The 21,117-nt window shown below is 69.3% G+C and carries 23 protein-coding genes and 2 pseudogenes; 9 read left to right on the forward strand and 16 right to left on the reverse strand.

What is annotated here, in order from left to right:
• Nucleotides 1-17: 17 nt before the first annotated feature.
• Entirely contained in the window at nucleotides 18-593 is a 576-nt protein-coding gene (locus tag C8D87_RS31385; protein WP_109641700.1) for a MarR family winged helix-turn-helix transcriptional regulator, read from the forward strand.
• A gap of 66 nt (nucleotides 594-659) precedes the next feature.
• Here the strand turns inward: C8D87_RS31385 and C8D87_RS31390 are convergent, their stop codons facing one another.
• From C8D87_RS31390 to modA, 3 genes are all read right to left on the reverse strand, one after another.
• The gene (locus C8D87_RS31390) at nucleotides 660-2,009 is read right to left on the reverse strand and encodes a pyridoxal phosphate-dependent decarboxylase family protein (RefSeq protein ID WP_112229403.1); all 1,350 of its coding nucleotides are present in this window, start codon (nucleotides 2,007-2,009) and stop codon (nucleotides 660-662) included.
• A gap of 40 nt (nucleotides 2,010-2,049) precedes the next feature.
• Nucleotides 2,050-4,176 carry a glycosyl hydrolase family 95 catalytic domain-containing protein gene (locus C8D87_RS31395; protein WP_411711471.1) on the reverse strand — a complete coding sequence of 709 codons (2,127 nt, stop codon included), beginning with the start codon at nucleotides 4,174-4,176 and terminating at the stop codon, nucleotides 2,050-2,052.
• Between the two features lie 193 nt (nucleotides 4,177-4,369).
• The gene (gene modA, locus C8D87_RS31400; RefSeq protein ID WP_109641697.1) at nucleotides 4,370-5,101 is read right to left on the reverse strand and encodes a molybdate ABC transporter substrate-binding protein; all 732 of its coding nucleotides are present in this window, start codon (nucleotides 5,099-5,101) and stop codon (nucleotides 4,370-4,372) included.
• 152 nt (nucleotides 5,102-5,253) lie between these two features.
• On the opposite strand from modA, the gene C8D87_RS31405 reads away from it, so the two are divergent.
• The 4 genes and pseudogenes from C8D87_RS31405 (at nucleotide 5,254) to C8D87_RS46265 (ending at nucleotide 7,633) form a co-directional block, all read left to right on the forward strand.
• Nucleotides 5,254-5,940, forward strand: a complete 687-nt coding sequence (locus tag C8D87_RS31405; RefSeq protein ID WP_109641696.1) for an energy-coupling factor ABC transporter permease — start codon at nucleotides 5,254-5,256, stop codon at nucleotides 5,938-5,940.
• Nucleotides 5,937-6,218 (forward strand): PDGLE domain-containing protein, encoded by a 282-nt coding sequence (locus tag C8D87_RS31410; protein ID WP_112229405.1) that lies wholly within the window; start codon nucleotides 5,937-5,939, stop codon nucleotides 6,216-6,218. Before C8D87_RS31405 ends, C8D87_RS31410 begins: the two co-directional genes overlap by 4 nt.
• Nucleotides 6,218-6,856, forward strand: a pseudogene (gene cbiQ / locus C8D87_RS47170) (cobalt ECF transporter T component CbiQ); the annotation flags it as partial. The gene C8D87_RS31410 and the pseudogene cbiQ, both read left to right, overlap by 1 nt.
• On the forward strand, nucleotides 6,845-7,633 hold the full coding sequence (locus C8D87_RS46265; protein ID WP_170166669.1) for an energy-coupling factor ABC transporter ATP-binding protein: 789 nt from the start codon (nucleotides 6,845-6,847) through the stop codon (nucleotides 7,631-7,633). The pseudogene cbiQ and the gene C8D87_RS46265, both read left to right, overlap by 12 nt.
• A 6-nt stretch (nucleotides 7,634-7,639) precedes the next feature.
• On the opposite strand, the gene C8D87_RS31420 is transcribed toward C8D87_RS46265, so the two are convergent.
• Nucleotides 7,640-8,437, reverse strand: a complete 798-nt coding sequence (locus C8D87_RS31420; protein ID WP_407657035.1) for a DUF899 family protein — start codon at nucleotides 8,435-8,437, stop codon at nucleotides 7,640-7,642.
• Nucleotide 8,438: 1 nt separating this feature from the next.
• Between C8D87_RS31420 and C8D87_RS31425 the strand changes: the two genes are divergently transcribed.
• Entirely contained in the window at nucleotides 8,439-9,359 is a 921-nt protein-coding gene (locus tag C8D87_RS31425; RefSeq protein ID WP_112229631.1) for an aminoglycoside phosphotransferase/kinase family protein, read from the forward strand.
• Between the two features lie 106 nt (nucleotides 9,360-9,465).
• Nucleotides 9,466-9,606 (forward strand): hypothetical protein, encoded by a 141-nt coding sequence (locus C8D87_RS46270; RefSeq protein ID WP_170166650.1) that lies wholly within the window; start codon nucleotides 9,466-9,468, stop codon nucleotides 9,604-9,606.
• Between the two features lie 9 nt (nucleotides 9,607-9,615).
• Here C8D87_RS46270 and C8D87_RS31430 read toward each other — a convergent pair whose 3' ends face one another.
• Nucleotides 9,616-10,344: an RDD family protein gene (locus C8D87_RS31430; RefSeq protein ID WP_233442387.1), complete on the reverse strand. Its 729-nt coding sequence runs from the start codon at nucleotides 10,342-10,344 to the stop codon at nucleotides 9,616-9,618.
• Nucleotides 10,345-10,363: 19 nt separating this feature from the next.
• Here C8D87_RS31430 and C8D87_RS31435 point away from each other — a divergent pair, with 19 nt between their 5' ends.
• Nucleotides 10,364-11,371, forward strand: coding sequence for a stage II sporulation protein M (locus tag C8D87_RS31435; RefSeq protein ID WP_112229408.1), 1,008 nt, complete (start codon nucleotides 10,364-10,366; stop codon nucleotides 11,369-11,371).
• On the opposite strand, the gene C8D87_RS31440 is transcribed toward C8D87_RS31435, so the two are convergent.
• The 7 genes from C8D87_RS31440 to C8D87_RS31470 form a co-directional block, all read right to left on the reverse strand.
• Nucleotides 11,368-11,523, reverse strand: coding sequence for a DUF397 domain-containing protein (locus C8D87_RS31440; RefSeq protein ID WP_112229409.1), 156 nt, complete (start codon nucleotides 11,521-11,523; stop codon nucleotides 11,368-11,370). The genes C8D87_RS31435 and C8D87_RS31440 overlap by 4 nt on opposite strands.
• 14 nt (nucleotides 11,524-11,537) lie before the next feature.
• On the reverse strand, nucleotides 11,538-12,368 hold the full coding sequence (locus tag C8D87_RS31445; RefSeq protein ID WP_112229410.1) for a helix-turn-helix domain-containing protein: 831 nt from the start codon (nucleotides 12,366-12,368) through the stop codon (nucleotides 11,538-11,540).
• A gap of 89 nt (nucleotides 12,369-12,457) precedes the next feature.
• Nucleotides 12,458-13,747 carry a DUF58 domain-containing protein gene (locus C8D87_RS31450; protein WP_112229411.1) on the reverse strand — a complete coding sequence of 430 codons (1,290 nt, stop codon included), beginning with the start codon at nucleotides 13,745-13,747 and terminating at the stop codon, nucleotides 12,458-12,460.
• Between the two features lies 1 nt (nucleotide 13,748).
• Nucleotides 13,749-14,711: an AAA family ATPase gene (locus C8D87_RS31455; protein WP_112229412.1), complete on the reverse strand. Its 963-nt coding sequence runs from the start codon at nucleotides 14,709-14,711 to the stop codon at nucleotides 13,749-13,751.
• Complete coding sequence (locus tag C8D87_RS31460) at nucleotides 14,708-15,739, reverse strand: DUF4350 domain-containing protein (RefSeq protein ID WP_112229413.1); 1,032 nt, start codon at nucleotides 15,737-15,739, stop codon at nucleotides 14,708-14,710. The genes C8D87_RS31455 and C8D87_RS31460 overlap by 4 nt, the downstream gene beginning before the upstream one ends.
• Nucleotides 15,736-16,335 carry a DUF4129 domain-containing protein gene (locus tag C8D87_RS31465; RefSeq protein WP_109641685.1) on the reverse strand — a complete coding sequence of 200 codons (600 nt, stop codon included), beginning with the start codon at nucleotides 16,333-16,335 and terminating at the stop codon, nucleotides 15,736-15,738. Before C8D87_RS31465 ends, C8D87_RS31460 begins: the two co-directional genes overlap by 4 nt.
• On the reverse strand, nucleotides 16,322-17,332 hold the full coding sequence (locus C8D87_RS31470) for a hypothetical protein (protein ID WP_233442388.1): 1,011 nt from the start codon (nucleotides 17,330-17,332) through the stop codon (nucleotides 16,322-16,324). Before C8D87_RS31470 ends, C8D87_RS31465 begins: the two co-directional genes overlap by 14 nt.
• A gap of 146 nt (nucleotides 17,333-17,478) precedes the next feature.
• On the opposite strand from C8D87_RS31470, the gene C8D87_RS46275 reads away from it, so the two are divergent.
• A complete protein-coding gene (locus tag C8D87_RS46275; RefSeq protein WP_170166651.1) occupies nucleotides 17,479-17,814 on the forward strand; it encodes an STAS domain-containing protein in 336 nt (111 codons plus the stop codon).
• Here C8D87_RS46275 and C8D87_RS31480 read toward each other — a convergent pair.
• From C8D87_RS31480 to C8D87_RS48090, 4 genes and pseudogenes are all read right to left on the reverse strand, one after another.
• Entirely contained in the window at nucleotides 17,811-19,664 is a 1,854-nt protein-coding gene (locus tag C8D87_RS31480) for a CheR family methyltransferase (protein ID WP_112229414.1), read from the reverse strand. The genes C8D87_RS46275 and C8D87_RS31480 overlap by 4 nt on opposite strands.
• A gap of 11 nt (nucleotides 19,665-19,675) precedes the next feature.
• Nucleotides 19,676-20,410 (reverse strand): ATP-binding protein, encoded by a 735-nt coding sequence (locus tag C8D87_RS31485; RefSeq protein WP_170166652.1) that lies wholly within the window; start codon nucleotides 20,408-20,410, stop codon nucleotides 19,676-19,678.
• Nucleotides 20,407-20,586 carry a hypothetical protein gene (locus C8D87_RS48085; protein WP_233442422.1) on the reverse strand — a complete coding sequence of 60 codons (180 nt, stop codon included), beginning with the start codon at nucleotides 20,584-20,586 and terminating at the stop codon, nucleotides 20,407-20,409. The genes C8D87_RS31485 and C8D87_RS48085 overlap by 4 nt, the downstream gene beginning before the upstream one ends.
• A 5-nt stretch (nucleotides 20,587-20,591) precedes the next feature.
• A pseudogene (locus tag C8D87_RS48090) lies at nucleotides 20,592-21,068 on the reverse strand (chemotaxis protein CheB); the annotation flags it as partial.
• Between the last annotated feature and the right edge of the window lie 49 nt (nucleotides 21,069-21,117).

The following is a 21,117-nucleotide window of genomic DNA, read 5'->3' on the forward strand; positions in this document are numbered from 1 at the left end:
GCACGGGAGACTTTGAGTTGTCTGGTCACCACACGATTGCCGAGACCGAGAAAGCCGTCCAGGCGAAGCTCGGTGCGGTGCCGCTGCATCGCGAGCAGATGGCGGCGGTGTCGAACATCCACCGCGCCGCTACCGCGATCCGCCAGCACCTCGAGAACTCGGTGCTGCGCACCAGCGATCTGACCTGGACCGGCTTCGTCGTGCTCTGGGTCGTGTGGATCTGGGGCGAGATGGAGACGCGCTACGTGGCCGAGGAGGCGGGCATCTCCAAGGGCACCCTGACCGGCGTCGCCAAGACGCTGCAGTCACGGGGGCTGCTGGAGCGCCTCGGCCACCCCACGGACGGGCGCCTGGCGGTTCTGCGTCTCACCCCCGAGGGTGAAGAACTGATGGGCGACCTCTTCCCCAAGTTCAACGAGGAAGAGGTGTTCGTCTCCGACCCGCTGGAGTCCTCCGAGGCCCAGTCGCTGGCCGAGATGCTGCGCCGCATGGTGACGCACCTCGAGGCCAACGGCGAGCAGCGGCGGCTCGACCTGCGCGGGGACACGCCGCTGCCGCCGCGCCGGTCCGGGCGGCGGGCCAAGCACGGCTGATCCGCCCGCCTGCTGGGCGACTCACCGCGGGGTGAGTCGCCCATTTCGGCGTTGCCGGGGCCGGGCTCAGAGCAGGCTGAGCACCCGCGCGTGCAGCGAGTCGAGGTAGTCCTCGGACTCCGGCTTCATCAGCACGCTGCGCAGCACCCTCGCACCGTCCGCATCGGCCTCCACCTCGGGATGCCGCGCCGCGAACGCCGCCTTCGACGCCCGTGCCACGCTCAGGAAGATCGGGTCGACGGCGGCGTGCATGCCGGTCTCCATGACCCGGTGCGAGGCGGCGTCCACCGCGGACAGGGTCAGCGGGCTGGTCCGCGGGAAGTACGTGACGATGTCGAGCTCCGGCTCCTGGTAGAGCTCCAGTCCTTCCGACTCGCGGATCATCGACGCCCACCGCACGGCCGCCCGCCGTCCGGCCGCCAGCACCTCGCCCAGACCGTCGCGGGTCAGCGGGAGCAGCCGCAGCGTCAGCCAGAGTCCCGCCGCGGCCGCGCCGGCGCGGGAGCACTCCAGGCTGATCTCGCCGAGGTGCAGCTCGTCGGACGTGAAGTAGGTGTAGGGCGAGTCGTGCAGGTAGAAGCGGCCGACGGACGGGTCACGGAACAGGACCGCGCCGCAGCCGTAGGGCTGCAGGCCGTGCTTGTGCGGGTCCACGACCACGGAGTCGCACGAGGCGATGGCCTCCCACGGCTCAGGTTCCAGGTCCGTGCCCGCCAGCAACGTGAAGAAGCCGCCGTACGCACCGTCCACATGCACCCGTGCGTCGTAGCGGCGTGCGATGTCCAGCACGAGATGCACCGGTTCGATGGCACCCAATGCGGTGGTTCCCGGGGTGACCACGACCGTGCCCACCTTGCCGGTCCGCAAAAGCTCCTCGAGAGCCGAAAGATCCATGCGCCCGCGACCGTCCACAGGCACCGGGAAACCCTCGATCCCGAGCACACCGCACATGCGTGAGTGTGTGTAGTGAGCCTCGGAGGAGTAGGCGACACCACGACCCGGATGCAGCGAACGGGCGACGAACAGCGCCTCCAGGTTCGCGATCGTGCCGCTGGACGTCAGGTGGCCGAGGTGCTCCTCGGAGTACCCGAACATCGAGGCCAGCGAGGAGACGACCTCGCGCTCCATGGCGGCGGTCGCGGGGCCGCCGTCCAGGGCGTGGTTGTTCGGGTTGATCAGCATCGCGGACAGGTAGCCCACGACCGCCGCCGGGTGCGGGGGCTTGAGCATCTGGCCCGCGTAGCGCGGGTGGAAGAACGGGTAGTTGTCGCGCAGGCGGTCCTGCAGCTCGGCGAGCGCGGAGCCGAAGACCGCCGGGTCGACCTGCAGGGACGAGTGGGGTGTGAAGGCTCCGTACTCGGCGGTCCACTTCTCGTGGTTGGCCAGCGCCTCGTTGAGCCAGTGCTGAAGATCCACCGCACACCCCACTCGTCCGCACAATGTTCGAATTTGTACGTTACGGCAGACCCCAGCGCGAAGACGAGCCGTTGGCGGCCACGTCGCGTGGCGAGACGTCAGGGCGTGTTCCACGTCGAGAGACGACGGCCGTCTGACCTCGGCGCAACGGGATCTCGATCGCCGAACCGCGCGTCTTGTAGTCCAGGCGACGGCCCCAGCGGTCCCGCACGTCGATGTCTCCGGTGATGCCGTGTTCCAGGACGAGCGGCGCGCCGGCCTCGGAGTGGACCTGGACCCAGTCGGTGCGTCCGCCCGAACGGGAAGCGTCGACCAGGAACGCGCCCTGCGTCCTCAACGAACTGATGGACGCGTCAGCCCAAGTGGACGAAACCGACGGGAACACGCGCACGACGTTGTTGTGCGACTGAACCATCATCTCCAGCACCGCCTGGCCGGACATCAGCGGCGATTCGATCGCGAGGTTGCCGCCCTCGCGGTAGAAGGTGTTCTCGGTCAGCACGGCGTTGGTGCCGACCTGCTTGCGGTCGAGGAAGTGGCGCAGGAACGACAGCGCGTCCTCCGGCCGGTTCATCGCCGAGTACATCGCGGACGCGGCGCCGTAGCTGTAGCCGGCCCACGCCTCGCGGCGCGAGGTCCAGAGGTCGACCGTCTGCGTGATGAGCGAGCGGTGCTCCGGCATGTCCCACGTGAGCTCGCGCAGCGGGTAGAACCACAGCAGGTGCGAGAAGTGGCGGTGCGAGTCCTCGAGGGCCTTGTCCCTGCCGATCCGCACGCCGGTCGCGTCCTGGGAGTAGGGCGTCAGGCGGTTGTGGATGTCGCGCCAGCGCGGGTTCTCCTCGATCGAGAGCAGCGTCTTCACGCCCCAGCGGATCAGCGACAGGTCGTAGGTCGAGTCCGTGGTGTTCGCGTACTCCGGAGAGCGGGTCTCCGGCAGGTGCAGCTTGCCGTCGGTGCCCTCGACGAGGAACCGGGCGTAGTAGTTGACCGCCTTGGTCAGGATCGGGACCAGGACGTCGGACAGGATCCGCTCGTCCATCGAGTGCCGGTAGCCCAGCCACACGTTGTGGCAGGCCCAGAGAAGATTGCCCGTATGGTCGTTCGGCGCCACGCCGGGGACGCCGCAGTAGCGCGGCCCTGAGCGCAACGTGCGGTCGCCGGGGTGGCAGATCGCGTACGAGTTGCCGTCGCGGTAGGCGGGGTTCACGTTTAGCTCTAGGTTGTGCTCGTACCGCTTCAACGTGGTGGTGACGGCGTCGAGCTCGTGGTGGTTCGAGCCGTTGACCAGCGGATACGAGATCTGGACGTTGAGGTTCCACCACACGGCCGTCCAGCTGGCACCCTGCTCGGGGAACCACGGGCCCCACTCGGTGATGACCGGCGCGTCGGAACGGGTGGCGGCGGCCATCTTGTAGAGCTGCGCCCAGTAGAAGCGCTGCACGAGCTTGTCCGGCACGGACACCAGCGACTTGCTGTAGTAGGCGTTCCACCAGCGACGATGCTGCATCGTCAGCACCTCGAACGGGATCGCCAGCGCCTGACGCACCTCACGGATCGCGTCAGACGTGTGCGTGTTCGCAGGATGTGTGTACGCCACGTGGGCCGCGAAACGGCCGTCACGGGCGTGCCAGGCCGTTGTGTAGCCACCGCCCGCGTGCAGCGGCTGTGCGGCGTAGGAGACGCCATTGGCCGTGCCCAGCGTCGGGTCGGGGTTGGGCGTGTAGTCGGCCGGCTTGCGGATCGTGCGCGTGGTGGCCGACTGCAGCGGCTGGAAACCCCACGTCACGTCGCCCTTCACCTTCGCGAGGAACGTGCTGCGCGCGTTGTGCACGAGCATCGTGAAGGTGGCGCTGCCCTGTGTGGTGGTCACCGAGCCCGTGAGCTCGGCGTTCCACAGGTCCAGCGTCCAGTCGACCGCGGTGATCGCGCCGGCGAAAGCCAAGGTCAGGTACCCGATCGGCAGCCGCGACAGGCCGATCGCGGCCTCCCAGTGCTCGCGCTGGTCCTGCACCTCGGAGTGGCTGAGCATGAGCTTCAGCTCGTTCGGCGTGCGTCCGGCGTAGACCTGGACGCCGAGGAAGCCGTTCGCGAGGAACGGGCTGTCGCCCCAGTTCTTGGGCAGGCGCTTCCACTCCATGCGGGCGTCGCGCACGACGTCCCGATGCACTGTCGAGCTTCCGGTGTGACCCGATGTTTCGGGGGCTGCGGGAGATGCGACCGCGGTGCCCGCGCTGAGCGCAGAAGCCCCTACAGCCGCGCCTGTCCCGTACAGAAAGGTTCTACGCGACAGCTCTGTCACTGTTCGTCCCTCCGTGCCGTGGCGGCGGCGGGAGGGATCTTACGCAGAAATCATCGGATGACTAGGGGAGCTCGAACCCGGCGTCGGTCAACACGGCACGCGCCTTCTCGCTCAACACGAAGTCGTAGAACTTCTTCGCCTCGGGCGAACCGGACACGATGGCGATCGGAAACTTCAGGTCCGCCTTCTGCGAGGGCTCGTTGCCCAGGCGCGTCGGCACCGAGAAGAGCCCGGGGTTCGCCTTCACGTCCGAGGCGTACACGAACGCCGAGTCGACCTCGCCCGAGGTCAGCTTGGCGAGCGTCTCCTTGACGTCCTGCCCGACCGCTTTCGGTCCGGGCACGCCGCCCCTGAGGGGTGCGTTCTTCAGCACGTTCTTGGCGGCCGCACCGCAGGGCGCCTCTTCGACGCACATCGCGTACGACGTCTGCGCCGCTCCGGGGACGAAGCTGTCGTAGACCCTGACGTTCTTCGGGTTGCCCTGCGGTATCGCGAGCACCAGCCGGTTCAGTGCGAACACCTTCGAGTCGTACTTCATGTTGTCGACGCTCGCGGACGCGAAGACGTCGGCGTCGGCGGCCAGCTTCTCGAGTGCCGAGCTGGCGCCGAAGACGAAGCCGGCCTTGATGCCCTGCGAGGCCTCGAAGTCCTTGCCGATCTGCGTGAACGCCTCGGTCAGCGCCGAGTCCGCGTACACCGTGAGCGGCTTCGCCTCCGGGCGTGGCGTGTCGTCGTCCGGCGTTGGCGAGCAGGCCGCGAGCGCGGCCACGAGCATCAGCGTGAATCGCTTCATGTGTGAAACCCCCAGGTTTCGGGCCACCCTAGCGAACCGGGCGGACCTCCCGGTGCGAAAGCCACGCTGTGACCACCGACTCGCACTTACCTCCAAATTGTTGTTGCACACTGCTGGCCATAGCCGCCGCCAGGCAATTAGCGTGACCACCCATGTCACCTGTTGCCATGCACATGAGCGACGGTCTGCTGAACGCGCCGCTGTCGGTCGCCTTACTCGTCATCGCGGCGGTGGGCGTCGGCATCGCGCTGGTCAGGGCACGTGCTGACCTCGACGACCGCACGGCGCCGATGGCGGGCCTGGTGGCCACGTTCATCTTCGCCGTCCAGATGATCAACTTCCCGATCCTGCCGGGAGCGTCGGGGCACCTGCTCGGCGGCGCGCTCGCGGCCATCCTGGTCGGCCCGTACGTCGGCGCGCTGTGCGTGACGATCGTGCTGGTCGTGCAGGCGTTGTTGTTCGCGGACGGCGGTCTCACGGCCCTCGGTGCCAACGTCACCAACATGGCGCTGATCGGCACGGCGGCCGGGTTCCTCGTCGCCGTGGCCCTGCGCAAGCTGGCGGAGCGGGGCAAGGGCGGTCTCGCGGCCGTCGCGTTCGTCTCGGCGTTCGTCAACACCCTGCTCGCGGCGACCGGCTTCGTCGTCGAGTACGCGATCGGCGGCGCCGGCGGTGTCGAGATCGGCAAGGTCGCGCTGCTGATGTGGGGCCTGCACGCGCTGATCGGCATCGGTGAGGGCCTGATCACCGCCGTCACCGTCACGTCGGTCGCCTCGATCCGGCCCGACCTCGTGCATCTGCTGCGCGGCAACGCCAAGCCGCTGGAGGTGCGGTCGTGAAGAAGTTCTTCATCGGGTTCGCCCTGGTGTCCCTGCTCATCGCGGGCGTCCTGTCGTACTTCGCGTCCGGCGATCCCGACGGCCTCGACAAGACGGTGGAGGACACCGGCATCGCCGAGCACGCGCAGGAGCACCCGTTCGCCGGCAGCACGTTCGCCGACTACGCGCTCGGTGGTGACGACAAGTTCACCGGCCTCGCCGGTGTGCTCGGCGTGATCGTCGTGCTCGCCGTGTCGTTCGGCCTGTTCTGGTTCCTGCGCAAGAAATCTGACGCCTGATGGGTGGCAGCCACGACGTCCTGCACCACGCCGGTGACTCGCCGGTGCACCGCCTCGCACCGCACGTGAAGATCCTCGTGGCGTTCGGGGCAGTGCTGGGCGTCGTGGCGACCCCGCGCACGCTGTTCCCGCTCTTCGGCCTGTACCTGCTGCTGATCGTGGCGGTGTGGGCGATCGCGCGGGTTCCCGTGCTGTGGTTCGTGAAGCGCGCGGTGATCGAGCTGCCGTTCGTGGTGCTCGCGTTCCTGCTGCCGATCTTCGGCACCGATCCGCGCACGGACTTCCTCGGCGTCTCGGTGTCCGTGGAAGGCGCGCTGGCGGGCTGGAACATTCTGGCGAAGGGCACGCTCGGCGTCCTCGTCAGCCTCACCCTGGCCGCCACGACGGCGCCGGGGGAGTTGTTGCGCGGCCTGCAAACGTTGAAAGTGCCCGCACCGCTGATCATGATCGCCACGCTGATGCTCCGCTACGGCGAAGTCGTGGTGGCAGAGGCGAAACGCATGCGCGTCGCCCGCATCTCCCGCGGCGACGACCCGCGTTTCCTGTGGCAGGCGGGCGCGACGGCACGCGCGGTCGGCACACTGTTCATCCGGTCCTACGAACGCGGAGAGAGGGTGCACCTCGCGATGGTGTCGCGCGGCTGGACAGGCGGGCCCGCGGGCTCGGCCACGATCGTCCCGGAAACCCCGGCCGAGCCCGCGCTGGAGGTCTCGAAGCTCGCCTTCGCCTACCCCGACGGGCACCAGGCGCTGTTCGGCGTCGACCTGCGCGTCGAGCGCGGTGAACGGGTCGCCGTCCTCGGCCCGAACGGCGCCGGCAAGACCACGTTCGCGTTGCACCTCAACGGAGTTCTCTCCGGCGGCAGCGGCACGGTGTCGGTCGCCGGGCTCGAGGTCGCGAAGAAGAACCTGCGCGAGATCCGCCGCCGCGTCGGGCTCGTCTTCCAGGATCCCGACGACCAGCTGTTCTGCCCGACCGCGGGGGAGGACGTGGCGTTCGGCCCGCGCAACTTCGGCATGTCCGATGTGGACGAACGGGTCCAGAAGGCGTTGCGCGCGGTCGGCATGGAGTCCGTCGCGGACCGCTCGCCGCTGCACCTCTCCGGTGGTCAGCGCCGCCGGGTGGCGCTGGCGTCGGTGCTGGCGTGCGACCCGGAGATCCTGGTGCTCGACGAACCGTCCGCGAACCTCGAACCCGTGGCCCGCCGCGAGCTCGCCGAGCTGTTGCTGTCGCTGGGCCGCACGATGCTGATGGTCACGCACGACCTGCCGTTCGCACTGCAGATCTGCCCGCGCAGCGTGCTGATCGACGACGGCGTGGTCGTCGCGGACGGCCCGACCCGCGAGATCCTCGCCGACGCCGCCCTGCTCGCCCGGCACCGCCTCGAACTGCCCTACGGCTTCCGGCTCGACTGAACCCGGTCAGTGGAAGTCGTCGTCGCGCCGGCCCAGCGTCTCCACGGGGCTCGCGCCGGGACGGGTCCACTGCGGCACGGGACGGCTGGTCTCTCCCCAGGTGGCGTTCCCGTCCGCGTCCGTGCGCCAGTACCAGCAGGGGACGTCGCCCTCGGGCCATCCTTCCGGCTTGTCCTCCCACGCCTCGCCGCGGCCGTACGGCGTCATGTCGAGCACGCCGATGGACGAGTTGAGCCGCTCGGTGCCACGGCCCGTGGTCGAGTAGGTGATGAACACGCGGTCGTCGTCGCGCAGGAGACTGGTGAGGTGTCCCGGGCCCATCGGCGCGTCCGCGTCACGCACCGAGTACCAGGGCTGGGTGTAGCCCATGAACTCGACGTAGGCGGCCACCTCCTCCCAGCCGCCCGTGCTCAGGACGGCGAACGAGACGCCGCGAGCGTTGAGGTAGAGGGCGTCCTTGAGGTGCCAGACCGTGGTGGTGCAGCCCTCGCACTGGCCCTGTGGCGGCGCTCCGTCGTACCACATGTGCTGGTAGACCACGAGCTCGTCGCGGCCCTGGAACAGGTCGACGAACGGGACGGGGCCGTCGGAGCCGGTGAGCTCGATCGTCGCGTCGAACTCCACCATGGGCAACCGGCGACGGGCCGCCGCGATGGCATCACCCTCACGGGTGTGGGCCTTTTCGCGGACGAGAAGCTCGTCACGGGCGGCCTGCCAGGTGGCGCGGTCGACGACGGGCGGGCGGCCGTGCAATGAGGTCGTCATGATCTCTCCGATCCGTTGCGCGTCTGGCACAGTCGTCACCGTGCCGTTGAACGATCTACCGGACTGGCTGCCGGACTGGTGCGTGGACCAGCTGGGGGACGAGCCGGTCGATGTGCTGTTCGAGGCGCGGTCGATCTCGGCGGTGTTCGGCCTGCGGCTGGCCGGTGGGCGGGAGGTCGTGGTGAAGGCCCGCGAGGACGACGGCCGTGCCGCGTCGTGTGTCGCCGCGCAGGCCCAGCTCGCCCAGCGGGGGTTCCCGTGCGCCCGGCCCGTCACACCTGTCACCCGTGTCGGGGCACTCGCCGTGCACGCCGAGGAGTCACTGCCCGGCGGTTCGATGCTGCTCGGCGACATACCGTCAGTTGCTCGGCGCTACGCGGCCGTGTTCGCCCGCCTGATGGCCGGACTGGAGGACGTCGACGTCGCGCCGCCGCTGCCCAGCCCGCGCTGGGCCCGTTGGGACCACACGGATTCCGGGCTGTGGCCGGCGATCGGCTTCCTCGACGAACGAGACCAGAGCGTCGTGCCCGCGTTCGTCGCCGACACGGCCGAGCGGGTGCGCAAGCGGTTGCTGGCGGTTGAGCTGCCGTGCGTGCTGGGGCATGCCGACTTCGAGGCGCAGAACCTCCGCTGGCTCGACGGCGAGGTGTGGGCCGTGCACGACTGGGACAGCCTCGCGTGGCAACCGGAGGCGGCACTGGTGGGTGCGGCGAGCGGAGCGTTCGCCAACGCTTCGCCGCCGACCCTCCCTCCGATCGAGAGCTCGGCCGCGTTCATCGAGACGTACCAGAAACTTCGCGGGCGCGCGTTCACCGCGGAGGAGTTGGAGATCGCCTGGGCGGGGAGCATGTGGACAGCCGTGCACAACGCGCGTTGGGAAGTTCTGCACGGTGACGCGCCGGTGTCCCTCAACGCTGTTCGGGAGCAGGCGGCCGAGCGCCTCCGCAGAGCGAACGCCTAGCTATGATCGCGCGACCTGAACCAGAGATCGCGCCCTGAGGAGCAACCCGTGGAACAGGCCAGGGCGCTGCCGGACGTACGTCGACGCGGCCGAGACGCAGCTGTGCGTGACCACGTTCCTCGGCCTCGTGGCCTACGCCCTGCTCGGCTGGACCTGGCTGGACGCGGTGGCGGGACTGTTCATCGCGCTCTTCGCCCTCAACGAAGGCCGTCGTGCCTGGTCCGGCGAGCTGACCTGCGACGTGTGACGGCGTTGCTCAGCCGGCCCGGCGCCGCCGTTCCGCCAGCACCGCCGCCAGGTACGGATGCGGATGCGTGTACTCGACGCGCGGCGAGCGGATCGCGGCACCCACGTCGTCGGACAGCCGCGCGCCCAGGTCCCACCGCGCCTGCTCGCCCAGCTCGTGGTACCGGCTGAGGTACTGCCGCGCGGCGAGCACCAGCTCGTCGGACAGCTGCGAGAGATCCAGCCCGCGCGCCCACTCGGCGAGCTGCGGCGGCATGTCGGCGAGCTCCACGTCCTGCTGCGGTATCCGCGTGCGGATCACCAGGGTGCCCGCCAGGTAGTCGCCCACGCGCTTGCCCTGCGGCGAGAACAGCGACGTGAACAACGCGATCGCGCCACCGAGCCCGAGCATCCAGAAGTCCACGAAGAACCCGCCCAGGGCGCGCACCAGGGCGTGCCGGAACCGGATCGAGCCGCCGTCGTCGCGGACCACGCGCAGACCCATCACGAACTTGCCCACCGAGCGGCCGCGCGTCAGCGACTCCACCAGCGTCGGGTAACCGACCAGCACGAGGACGGTCAGCGACAGCGCGAGCGCGGTCTGCAGAGCGTCGTCGAACCCGATCGGCGCGATCAGGTACACGCCGAGCAGCAGAAGGAACTGCACGGCCACGTCGAACGCGTACGCGACCGCCCTGCTCGCGAGCTGAGCGACGCGCAGGTCCAGAACTACGGCTTCACCGGTGACGAGGTCCCCCACGCGGATAGTGTGACTCATCGTGGATCTGGACGTGTTCATCGATCGCCACCGCGCGTCGTGGGAGCGGCTCGAGCAGCTGGTCAAGCGGTCCGGCCGGCTGAGCGGCCCGGAGGCCGACGAGCTGATCGAGCTCTACCAGCGCGTGACGACGCACCTGTCGGTCGTGCGCAGCCAGACCCCGGACCCGGCCACCGTCGAACGCCTGTCGTCGCTGGTCGCGCAGGCACGGTCGGCGCTGACGGGCACGCACACCCCCGCGTGGCGCGTGGTCACCCGCTTCTTCACGCACCGGCTGCCCGCCGCCATCTACCTCGGCTGGCGCTGGTGGGTGCCGGCAGGCGTGGTGTTCTACCTGGTCACCGGCATCATGGCGGCCTGGATCGCCTCGAACCCCGACGTGCAGGCCACCATCGCCGCGCCCGAGGAACTCCGCGAGATGACCAGGGTCGGCGGCGGCTACGAGGCCTACTACTCCAGCGACCCGGCCGGTTCGTTCGCCGCGAAGGTGTGGACGAACAACGCCTGGGTCTCCGCCGCCTGCCTGCTGCTGGGCGTGCTGTTCGCGATCCCGCCCGTCTACCTGCTCTTCACCAACGCGGTGAACCTCGCTGTGGGCGTCGGCCTGATGTTCGGCGCCGGCCGGGGCGGCCTGTTCCTCGGCCTGCTGGCGCCGCACGGGTTGCTGGAGCTGACGGCGGTGTTCGTGGCGGCGGGCATCGGCATGCGGCTGGGCTGGCAGGTCATCGACCCCGGCAAACGCACCCGTGGTGCCGCGCTGGCCGCCGAGGGACGGTCGGTGGTGGCGGTGGCGCTCGGACTCGTCGTGGTGCTGCTCGTCTCCGGCGTGCTGGAGGGGTTCGTGACACCGTCCGGGTGGCCGACGTGGGTGCGCGTCGGCATCGGGGTGGTCGCCGAGGTGCTGTTCCTGCTGTACGTGTTCGTGATCGGACGGCGGGCCGCGCAGCAGGGGGAGACGGGCGACGTGGACGCGAGCGAACGAGAGGACGTCGCCCCCGTCGCCGTCTAGGACTTCACGCTGCGCAGGAACGCCGACCAGGCCGCCGGGGACACCGGCAGGTGGGAGGCTGGCGCCTTGCTGTCCCGAATGCCGATGCGACGACCGACTTCGACGCAGTCGTTCGAGTTCGCGCTGTAGCTGCTCTTGCGCCAGACCGACATGCGGAAACATCTCCTCAGATCAGGATGCTGTTGATCAGCTCCTTCGATTGTTCCGCATCCAGCGCTTGCCGGTCGAGAAGCCTCAGCACCTCGGCGTACGTGGCGAGCGACCCCTTGTCTTCGAGGAAGAGACTGGAGTTCTCACCTTCCAGGTAGACCACCGGTTCGAACTTCTCATAGCCGAGATGCATGAACGAGCCGCCGAGACCAGCGTGCGCGCCGATGGAGATCGGCACGATCCTGACTGCGACGTACGAACGTTGAGCCATCGCCAGAAGATGGATCAGTTGGTCCTTCATCACATCAGGACTTCCGACCGGCAGGCGCAGCGCCTGTTCGTGGATGTAGAACACGAACTCACGGCTCCAGTGGAACAGCTCACGCCGCTTGATCTTCGCGGCGATGACCTCCTCGTAGTCGACCGACTTCGAGCGGGCGGATCCCTCGACGACGGCCCGCATGTAGTCAACGGTCTGGAGTCGGCCCGGGATGAGATTCATCGACCAGACGGTGATCACATTGGCGAGGCGCTCTTGCTCGACAAGGCTGCGCACCAGGTCCGGGACACCATCCGCGGGAATCTGGAGGTACCCGGTTTCGCGCGTCTCTCGGAACAGCGCGAGCAGACGTCGGACCTCGGCCGGCGGCACCCGGCAGAAGGCGAGCAGCTGCAGCACCTCGGACTCGCTGACACCGCCCTTGCCCCGCACCAGGTCGGACAGCTTGGACTCGTCCCAGTCGAGCATCCTGGCGATCTCGCGGTGGGTCATCTTGGTCTGTTCGATGGCGTGGCGAACGCCGATGCCGAACTCCCGGCCCACCACGCTGGAGTTTCGTCGTGGCATGGCAAGAAACTAGGAGCAGCAAGGCCTTCCGCTCCATCGTTTCCGCCCGAATAGCCCTGAAGGAAGTACTTTTTGGAGCCGGTACAAGTTCAGAGTTTGCCTGCGGCCTTCAACGACAAGTAGCGATCCGCGAGAGCGCGTGGCAAATCATCGGGCAGTGCGTCCACAACGTCAACACCGTGCCGTGCAAGCAAAGCGGTCAGATGGCGTCGTTCGGCCAATGTCCGTTCCGCAGCAGCAGCCGCGTAAACCGACTCCAGGTCCCCACGTCCGGCAGCCATTGCGTGCACGGCGGGGTCGGACACCGAAGCGATCAGCAACCGGTGCCGCGAGGCCAGCGCGGGCAGCAACGGCAGCAGCCCGTGTTCGATCGACGGCTCCAGCGAGGTCAGCAGCACCACCAGAGACCGGCGCCCGGCCCGGCGCAGCACCTCCGCGACCACACCGCGCGCGTCGAACTCCACCAGCTCCGCCTCCAGCGGAGCCATCGCCTGCACCAGCACGGGCAACGTCGCCCGCGGCACCGAGGCACGCACCTTGTGGCTGAACGCCAGGAAGTCCACCTGGTCACGAGCCTGCGACGCCAAGGCGGACAACAACAACGCCGCGTCCATCGCCGCGTCCAGCCGCGGCACGCCACCCAGGGCGCCTTCCACGCGTCCAGCCGCCGTGCGGGCGGTGTCGAGCACGATCGTCACCTGACGGTCGCGCTCGGGTCGCCACGTCCGCACCACGACGTCCGACGACCGGGCCGAAGCGCGCCAGTCGATCGAACGGACGTCGTCGCCGATCACGTAGGCCCGCAACGAGTCGAACTCCGTGCCGGCACCACGGATCAACGACGCCCGGCGGCCGTCCAGCTCGCGCAAGCGTTCCAGCAGCGGCGGCAAGTGGCGGCGGCTGTGGAACGGTGGCAACGCGCGCACGGTCCACGGCACGACGTGAGATCCCTGCCGCGCCGCGATCCCCAACGGCCCGATAGAACGCACGGTCACACGGTCGGCAATGCGATCGCCTCGGCGTACGGGCCGCAGGTCGAAGGAGAACGTCCGCGAGCCACCCGCGGGCACATCGACAGGAACGCGGTCGGCGACCACACCGGCAGAAGGCGCCCACGCATCACGAAGAACGCCACGCAACCGACGCCCCGGGTTCTGCACCGTCAGCTGCACGGAACAAAGCTCACCCGTCCGCACCGAGGAAGCACCCGCGCGAACGAAGGTCAGCCGCCGAACACCGGCCGCCAACGCCAAATCCACCACAACGCACGCCAGTAACACGGCGAGCACGAGGAGAATCCCCTGCCACGACGGCAAGAGCAACCCGACGAAGAGAACACCGATGAGCGCGAGCAGCCCCGCGCGGCCCGTGAGCGCCACGTCAGCGCGGCACCGGGACCGCGCCGAGCACGCCGTCCAGCACGCCGTCCGCCGTCACGCCCTCCAGCTCGGCCTCCGGACGCAGCTCCAGCCGGTGCCGCAGAGCAGGGCGGGCCAATGCCTTCACGTCGTCCGGCGTCACGTAGTCGCGCCCGGACAGCCAGGCCCACGCCCGCGCCACCGCCAGCAGAGCCGTTGCCCCGCGCGGGGAAACGCCCAGCCGGACAGCGGGGGACTGGCGCGTCGCCCGGCACACGTCGACCACGTAGGCGATGACCTCGGGTGCCACAGTCAATGCGCGCACGGCCGCCGAACCCGCCTCCAGGTGCGCCGCACCCGCGACCGGCGACAGCCCCGACAGATCGCGCGGGTCGAAGCCGGACGCGTGCCGCGTCAGCACGTCGATCTCGTGGTCGCGCTCCGGAATCGGCATGTTCACCTTCAGCAGGAACCGGTCCAGCTGCGCCTCCGGCAGCGGATAGGTGCCCTCGTACTCCACCGGGTTCTGGGTCGCGACGACGATGAACGGTGACGGCAGCGGCCGCGTCCTGCCGTCCGCCGACACCTGCCGCTCCTCCATCGCCTCCAGCAGCGCGGACTGCGTCTTCGGCGGCGTGCGGTTGATCTCGTCGGCGAGCAGCAGGTTCGTGAAGACCGGTCCTTCGCGGAACGAGAACGCCGCGTTGTGCGAGTCGTAGACCAGCGAGCCGGTCAGGTCTCCCGGCATCAGGTCCGGCGTGAACTGGACACGGGTCGTCGACAGGTCCAGCGCACGGGCCATCGCCCGCACCAGCAACGTCTTCGCGACGCCCGGCACACCCTCCAGCAGGACGTGTCCCTTGCACAGCAACGCGAGGATCAACGACGTCACGGCGGAGTCGTTGCCCACCACGGCCTTGCCGATCTCCGTGCGCAACGCCACCAGCGCCGTGCGTGCCTCTTCGGTGGTGACCACTGCCGTCATCCCTTGCGCACCTCGTTCTCCAGAGCATCGAGCTCGTCAGCCAGCGCGACCAGCCCCCGGTCGTCCACCGGCACTTCGTCGTAGAGCAGCGTCCGCACCGAACCGGCGGAACGCGATGTCCTGCGCGCGATCTCCTCCGAGGGGTCCTCACCGTGAGGCAGCCCCAGCAACGGGGTCAGCCGGTCACGGGCCGCCTGCCGCAGTACCGCGGCGGCGTGCGCGGACGCGTGCGAGCGCCGGTACAGCCGCGCCCTGCCCTCCACGGTCTCGGCCGCGCGCACCACCACCGGCAGCCGTTCCGGCACCACCCGGCCCAGCCTGCGCGCCCGCCACAGCGCGATCACCACGGCCGCGATCCCCAGCTGCCACGCGGCGAACTTCCAGCCGTCCGGGATCAGGTCCGTGAACGACTTCTGCTGCGAGCGGTCCGCGGCCGACGGCAGGTACCAGACCAGCCGGTCGTGCTGGCCCAGCAACGCGAGCGCGAGTGCCGCGTTGCCCTCCTCGTCGAGGTCGCGGTTGGTGAAGATCGCGCCGAACCCGATCGTCGTGACCGTGCCGGTGCGCACCAACGTCGAGTCGTAGCACCGTTGTTCGCCCTCGTACACGAACCCGCCGGTGGTCGCCGGCCCCGCCTTCGACGCCAGCGGGCAGCCCGGTTGCCGCGTCTCGACCTCCACCTTGCCGACCTCGGTCGCCGGGGCGAGCAGCACCGTGGCGGCGGCCCGGCGGCTCAGCTCCGACAGTCGTTCCGGGTCGATGAGGTCCGGGTGCGTGACGAACAGCGTCGCACCCTCCACAGAGGACACGTTGTCGGTCAGCTCGACGCGGACACCGTTCTGCTCCAGCAGTGCGGCGACCGCGTGACTGCCCTCCGGCCGGTACGAGCGCGGGTCGAGCGAACCGCCCTCACCGCCGCCGCGCAGCAACGTGATCACGACGGCCGCGAACAGGATGATCACGCCGATCAGCACGGGTCCGCGCGCGGCGGTCCAGATCCGCCCGGCGTCGGGGGAGACCGCCGTCATCCGCGCACCCTGTCGTCGACGGAGACCAGCTGCCGGTACCCCTGCTCGGTGGCGGGCCTGCCTCCGTACCAGACGTCGTCGAACTGCACGGCCGCGCCGCGCAGGTCGTCCGCCAGCACCGGAAGTGCCCTCCCCGCCTCGACCGCCACCTCGTCGACCGTGCGGCCGGCCCGCGGGTCGAGCACGCCGCGTTGCTCCAGTTCCCGCACCACAGCGCGGAAACGCTCGCGCACGGCCTCGGCCAGGTTCCCCGCCGCCGCGGCACGGTCGGCGGCGGCACGGTGCTCGGCCGCGGTCAGAACGGCGTCGAACACCTCACCACCACGCGTCCGCCCGGAGCGGGTGGTGCGGCCGGCCCGGAGCCTGATCACGATCACGATGATCACCACGACCACGACGATGATCGTGATCGCGGTGATCCCGTTCATGCCCGCCGCACCGGCGAGCAGCTCGCCCAGCCGGTCCAGCACCCAGTCGAGGGCGCGTTCCAGCGGGTTCGGGTCGTCCGAGACGTACGCGGGGTCGCTCAGCTCCCGTGCGGCCGCCTCGCGGGCGTCGTCGCGGCCGAGATCTACCGGTACGTCAGATACCGCCATGTCCCGCGGCCCGCTGGAGTTCGATGTCCATGCCTTCGACCCGCATCCGGCGGTCGACGTAGAGCAGCACGGTCACCGCGGAGCTGAACGGCAGCGTGATCGTCGACGCGATGATCGCGCCGATGGTCGACAGGACCAGCGAGCCCGCGCTCAGCGCCGCCGTCGGGTCGCTGCTGAAGCCGGTGGTCGCCGCGCCCAGCAGGCCGAACGGGAGGCTGATGATCCAGCTGATCACCCAGCTGATCACCACGGTGAGCAGCAGGATGCCGAACGTGCGCCACCACGCGCCGTTGACGAGGTTCTTCGAGCGGCCGAACGCCGTGCCGACACCGCAGCGCTCCAGCACCAGCGCGGGCGTGACGAGCGCGAACAGCACCCACAGCCAGATGCCGGGCACGACGCAGAGGATCAGGCCGACGGTGATCACGAGACCGGACAGCAGCGTCGCGCCGAGCAACGGCAGCAGGCGCGGCTTGAACTCCTCCCAGGCCTGCGCGAACGTCACCTGCCGGCCCAGCACCGCGTGGCCGACGATCACGGTGATGAAGCCGGACAGGAACACCGTGCCGAACAACAGCAGCACGACGCTGAGCAGCGTGCCGGTGAGGAAGCCGGCGAGGGCGCCGGTGACCTGGTCGACCGCCTGTTCCTGGGTCATCGTGTTCGGGTCGAGCGTCGCCACCGAGGTGAGGTCGTCCAGGAACGGCAGCTGCACCAGCAGGCCGGCGATCTGCGTGACCGCCGCGACGACCGCGGCCGCGCCGATGATCAGCTTCGGGTACCGGCGCATCGTCGTGATGGCGCCGTCGACGATCTCGCCGACGGCCAGCGGGCGCAGCGGGATCACGCCCGGCTTGATCGTCGGCTGCGCTCCGGGTGGCGGCGGCGCGTAGTAGCCCGGCTGAGGCTGCCCAGGAGGCGGCTGTGGCGGCTGCTGCGGCTGCTGCGGCTGGTTCGGTTGCTGGTCGGGTGAGGACCAGCCGGGCGTTTCGGTCATCGCGGCTACCCCCGGGTCGTCGTGTGTGCGGCATCCTGCCAGAACGGTGCCCTCGTCACAGCGCGACCCGTGCGGGATCCGATCACGATTCGGCGTTTGGGTGCGTGGGCGTGCGTGGTAGCCAACAGGGCAGGAAGGTGGGACGCGTGAACGAGTCGTCGCCGCTCGAACTGACCGCCGACCACGTCGGTTCCTCGACGGTGGTACGGGTGGCGGGCGAGATCGACCTCGCGACGGCGCCCGCGTTCGAGTCGTTCCTGCACGAGCAGCTCGCGCACACGCGCGCCGTGCTCATGGTCGAGCTGTCCGGCGTGGACTACCTGGGGGCGGCAGGCCTGGAGGTGTTGCTCTCGGTGCGCGCCGAGTGCGATCGCCGCCGGGTCGACCTCGTCTTCGCCGAGTGCTCGTTCATCGTGCGCCGGGTGTTCGAGGTCAGCGGCCTCACCGGGTACTTCCTGCGCGGGGAGGGCGCGGTCGGTTAGTCCTCCTGTTGCTCCATCACGAGGATCGCGCCGTCAGGTTCGCCGCCGTTGGCCCGCAGCGAGCTGCACACCACCCGGATGAGTACCTCGCGGCCACGCCGGTTCACCGCGCTGAGCTTGACCTCCTCCAGGAACATGCCGTCGCTGAGCGCCGACCGCACCACCGGGCGCAGGTCGGCCACCGGCAGCCCGATGTCGAGGTTGAGCAGGTGCTCGCCCTCGGCCTCGTCGCGCCGCATGCCCCACAGCTCCTCTGCGCCGCGGTTCCACGCCAGCACCCGCATCTGCACGTCGAGCACGATCACCCCGGCCCGCAGCGAGGTCAGTATCGACTCCAGGAACTCGTTGACCCGGTCCAGTTCGGTGGTGCGTTCGCGCAGGGCTTCGTTGATGGTCTGGAGCTCGTCGTTGGTCGACTGCAGCTCCTCGTTCATCGTCTCGAGCTCTTCGTTGGTCGACTGGAGTTCCTCGTTGGTGGTCTCGAGCTCCTCCACCGTCGACTGCAACTCCTCGTTCGTGGTCTCCAGCTCCTCGTTGGTCGACTGAAGTTCCTCGTAGGCGGATTCCAGCTGCCGGTTGGCGTGTTCGAGGTCTTCCAGCAGCCGGCGCGCGGCGGTGACGTCGTGGAAGACGACCGAGACGCCGAGGATGGTGTTGTCGAGGCCGACGAGCGGGTTGACGTGCACCTCGAACCACATCGCCTCGCCGGGACCACGCAACCACTCGACGTCCTTGATGCGCAGCGACTTGCGTTCCAGGCGCGCCTGCTCGATGTAGCCGCGCAGCTCGACCGGGCGGTAGGAGATGTCGACGTCGCGCAACGGGCGGCCGATGTCCTTCGCGGAGAGCCCGAACGTGTTCTCCACCTGCCGGTTGATGAGCGCGACGACGTCGTCCGCCGTCACCACGATCTGTGCGACAGGGCTCGCGGAGAAGGCGTGTTCACGCAGTTCGTCGATGCCGCGCAGGTCCACCCTGCGATCGTGCACCATCGCGTGCGAAACGAAATGGGCCGGAGTGCCCATACCGCTGGCCGCCTTGCGGAAGATGCGCCGCTTGAGGTCGATGGGGTCGAAGATGCGGCTGTGACTGAGCAGCATCTCTGCCTTGCCCAGGAACAGCACGCCCTTGGGCATCAGCGCGAAGTGGAACCGGCCGAGGATCTTGGACTGCGTCTCCTGGTTGAAGTACATGAGCGTGTTGCGGCACACCAGCAGGTCGATCCGTGAGATCGGCGCGTCCTGCACCAGGTCGTTGCGGCCGAAGATGACCGAGCGGCGCAGGTCCTTGCGGAAGCTGTAGCGCCCGTTCTGCTGCTCGAAGTACTTGGCGGCGAGCTCGGGAGGCAGGGACTGCAGGTCCCGTTCGACGTAGCTCGCGTGCCGGGCGTGGGTGAGCGCCTCGTCGTCGACGTCGGTGGCGTAGATCTTGACCTGCTGCCGGAACCGCTCGGGACCCATCGCCTCCGCCAGCGCGATCGCGAGGCTGTAGGCCTCCTCGCCGGAGGCGCAGCCCGCGCTCCACACCCGGATCGGGTCGTCCGGCCCGCGTTCGGCGAGCAACGTGGGGATGACCTCCTCGCGCAGGTACTCCCACGCTTCCGCGTCGCGGAAGAACGCCGTGACGTTGATCAGGATGGTGTTGAACAGGACGCTGAACTCGTCCGCGTTGACCTGCAGCTGGTCGATGTAGTCGCCGTAGTCGTCCACGCCGATCTGGCTCATGCGGTGCCGCACCCGCCGTATCAGGCTGGTGCGCTTGTACCCGGTGAAGTCGAAACCGCGCGACTCCTTGAGGTACTGCAGTACCTCTTCGAAGTCCTCGTCGTGGGTCGGCTGGCCGTCACTCACACCTGGAGAACCTACTCGCCTCTGTGCAGGCCGAGCACCGCCCACACGATCTTGCCCCCGTCGGATGACGGCGCCCAGCCCCACGCGACGCTGATCCGGCTCACCAGCAGCACGCCTCGATGCCCCGGCACGTCCGGACCCGGTGACTCCAGCAGCGGTGGCGCCGGGTCGTTGTCGCGCACAGCGAGCGACAGTCCGGTGGGACGCAGCTCGACCCTCAGCACCGACTCCGAGCGCGCGTGCCGGACCGCGTTCTCGACCAGCTCACTCACCACCAGCACCGCGTCGTCGGTGAGCCGGCCGAGGCCCCACAGCTCGCAGGCTTCCCTGACGGCCGCGCGGGCCATGGTCGGTGCGGTCGGTGAGCAGGGCAGTGGGATGCGGCGGAACCTGCGCTGTGGTGGCTGTTCCACGGCTTTGAGTGCCCCCTCCAGGTCTGGCGCCGTGCGCACGAACCTGGTGACGCCGCTGGTGCACAGCTCATCGCGGTGTTCTCGGGTCTCGGCCAGGATCACCACCGGGATGTCCGGCCACTGCGAGACCTTCATGCACACCGTGGTGAACACCGACAGCATCGTCCTGCTCGGAGCCTCGAAGCCCGCGCCGAGACGGATGACGAGGGCGAGGGGTGCGTCCGCCGCCACTTTCAGGATCCCGTCGCGCAGTGAGACGTAGGAGGCGAGGTCCAGGCGGCCCTCGGGGGTCGCGACCACGACACCCGCGAGATTCTCCGTTTTGATCTTCATGTGCCCGTCTCCTCGCGCACCTCGCCTCGCAGCAGATGCTTCCGGAGCACCTCTGCCGCCGCCAGCGCTTCTTCTTCCTGCCTGACGTACCGCTCGGCGACCAGCCCGCGCCCGGCGTTCTTGGAGACGTCCACCATGCGGCGCGCCAGCGAAGCCTTTTCATCGAGGGTGCGCAATGCAGCGGCATACCGGGGTAGACGGCGTCCTCGGGGTCCTGCACCACCGTGACGCCGCCCCGGCTCTTGATCGCGGCCATGCCGGCGGTGCCGTCGTCGAGCGCGCCCGACAGGATCACGCCGATCGCCGCAGGCCCCTTCGCGAGCGCGGCCGAGCGGAACAACGTGTTCACGGCGGGCCGGTGCCCGTTCTCCGTGGGGCCTTTGGACAGGCGCAGGACGCCGTCCTGCACCAGCACGTGGTGGTCGGGGCGGGCGACGTGGATCCGCGCGTTGCGCAGTTCCAGGCCGTCCTCCGCGGTCACCGCGGGGAGCGGGCCGCTGCGAGCCAGGATCGAGGACAGCGCCGATGAGCCGCCCGCGGGCATGTGCAGTACCACGACCACCGCCGCCGGCAGATCTCTCGGCAGTGCGGCGACCAGGAGTCGCAAAGCTTCGACACCTCCCGCGGAGGCGCCGACGACCACGAGGTCTCTGCGCACCGAAGCTCCTCTGCCTTGCGGCTTTCGCTCCGGGTACCCGTGACCTGCG

Source organism: Lentzea atacamensis (genome assembly GCF_003269295.1).
GTDB classification, from domain to species: domain Bacteria; phylum Actinomycetota; class Actinomycetes; order Mycobacteriales; family Pseudonocardiaceae; genus Lentzea; species Lentzea atacamensis.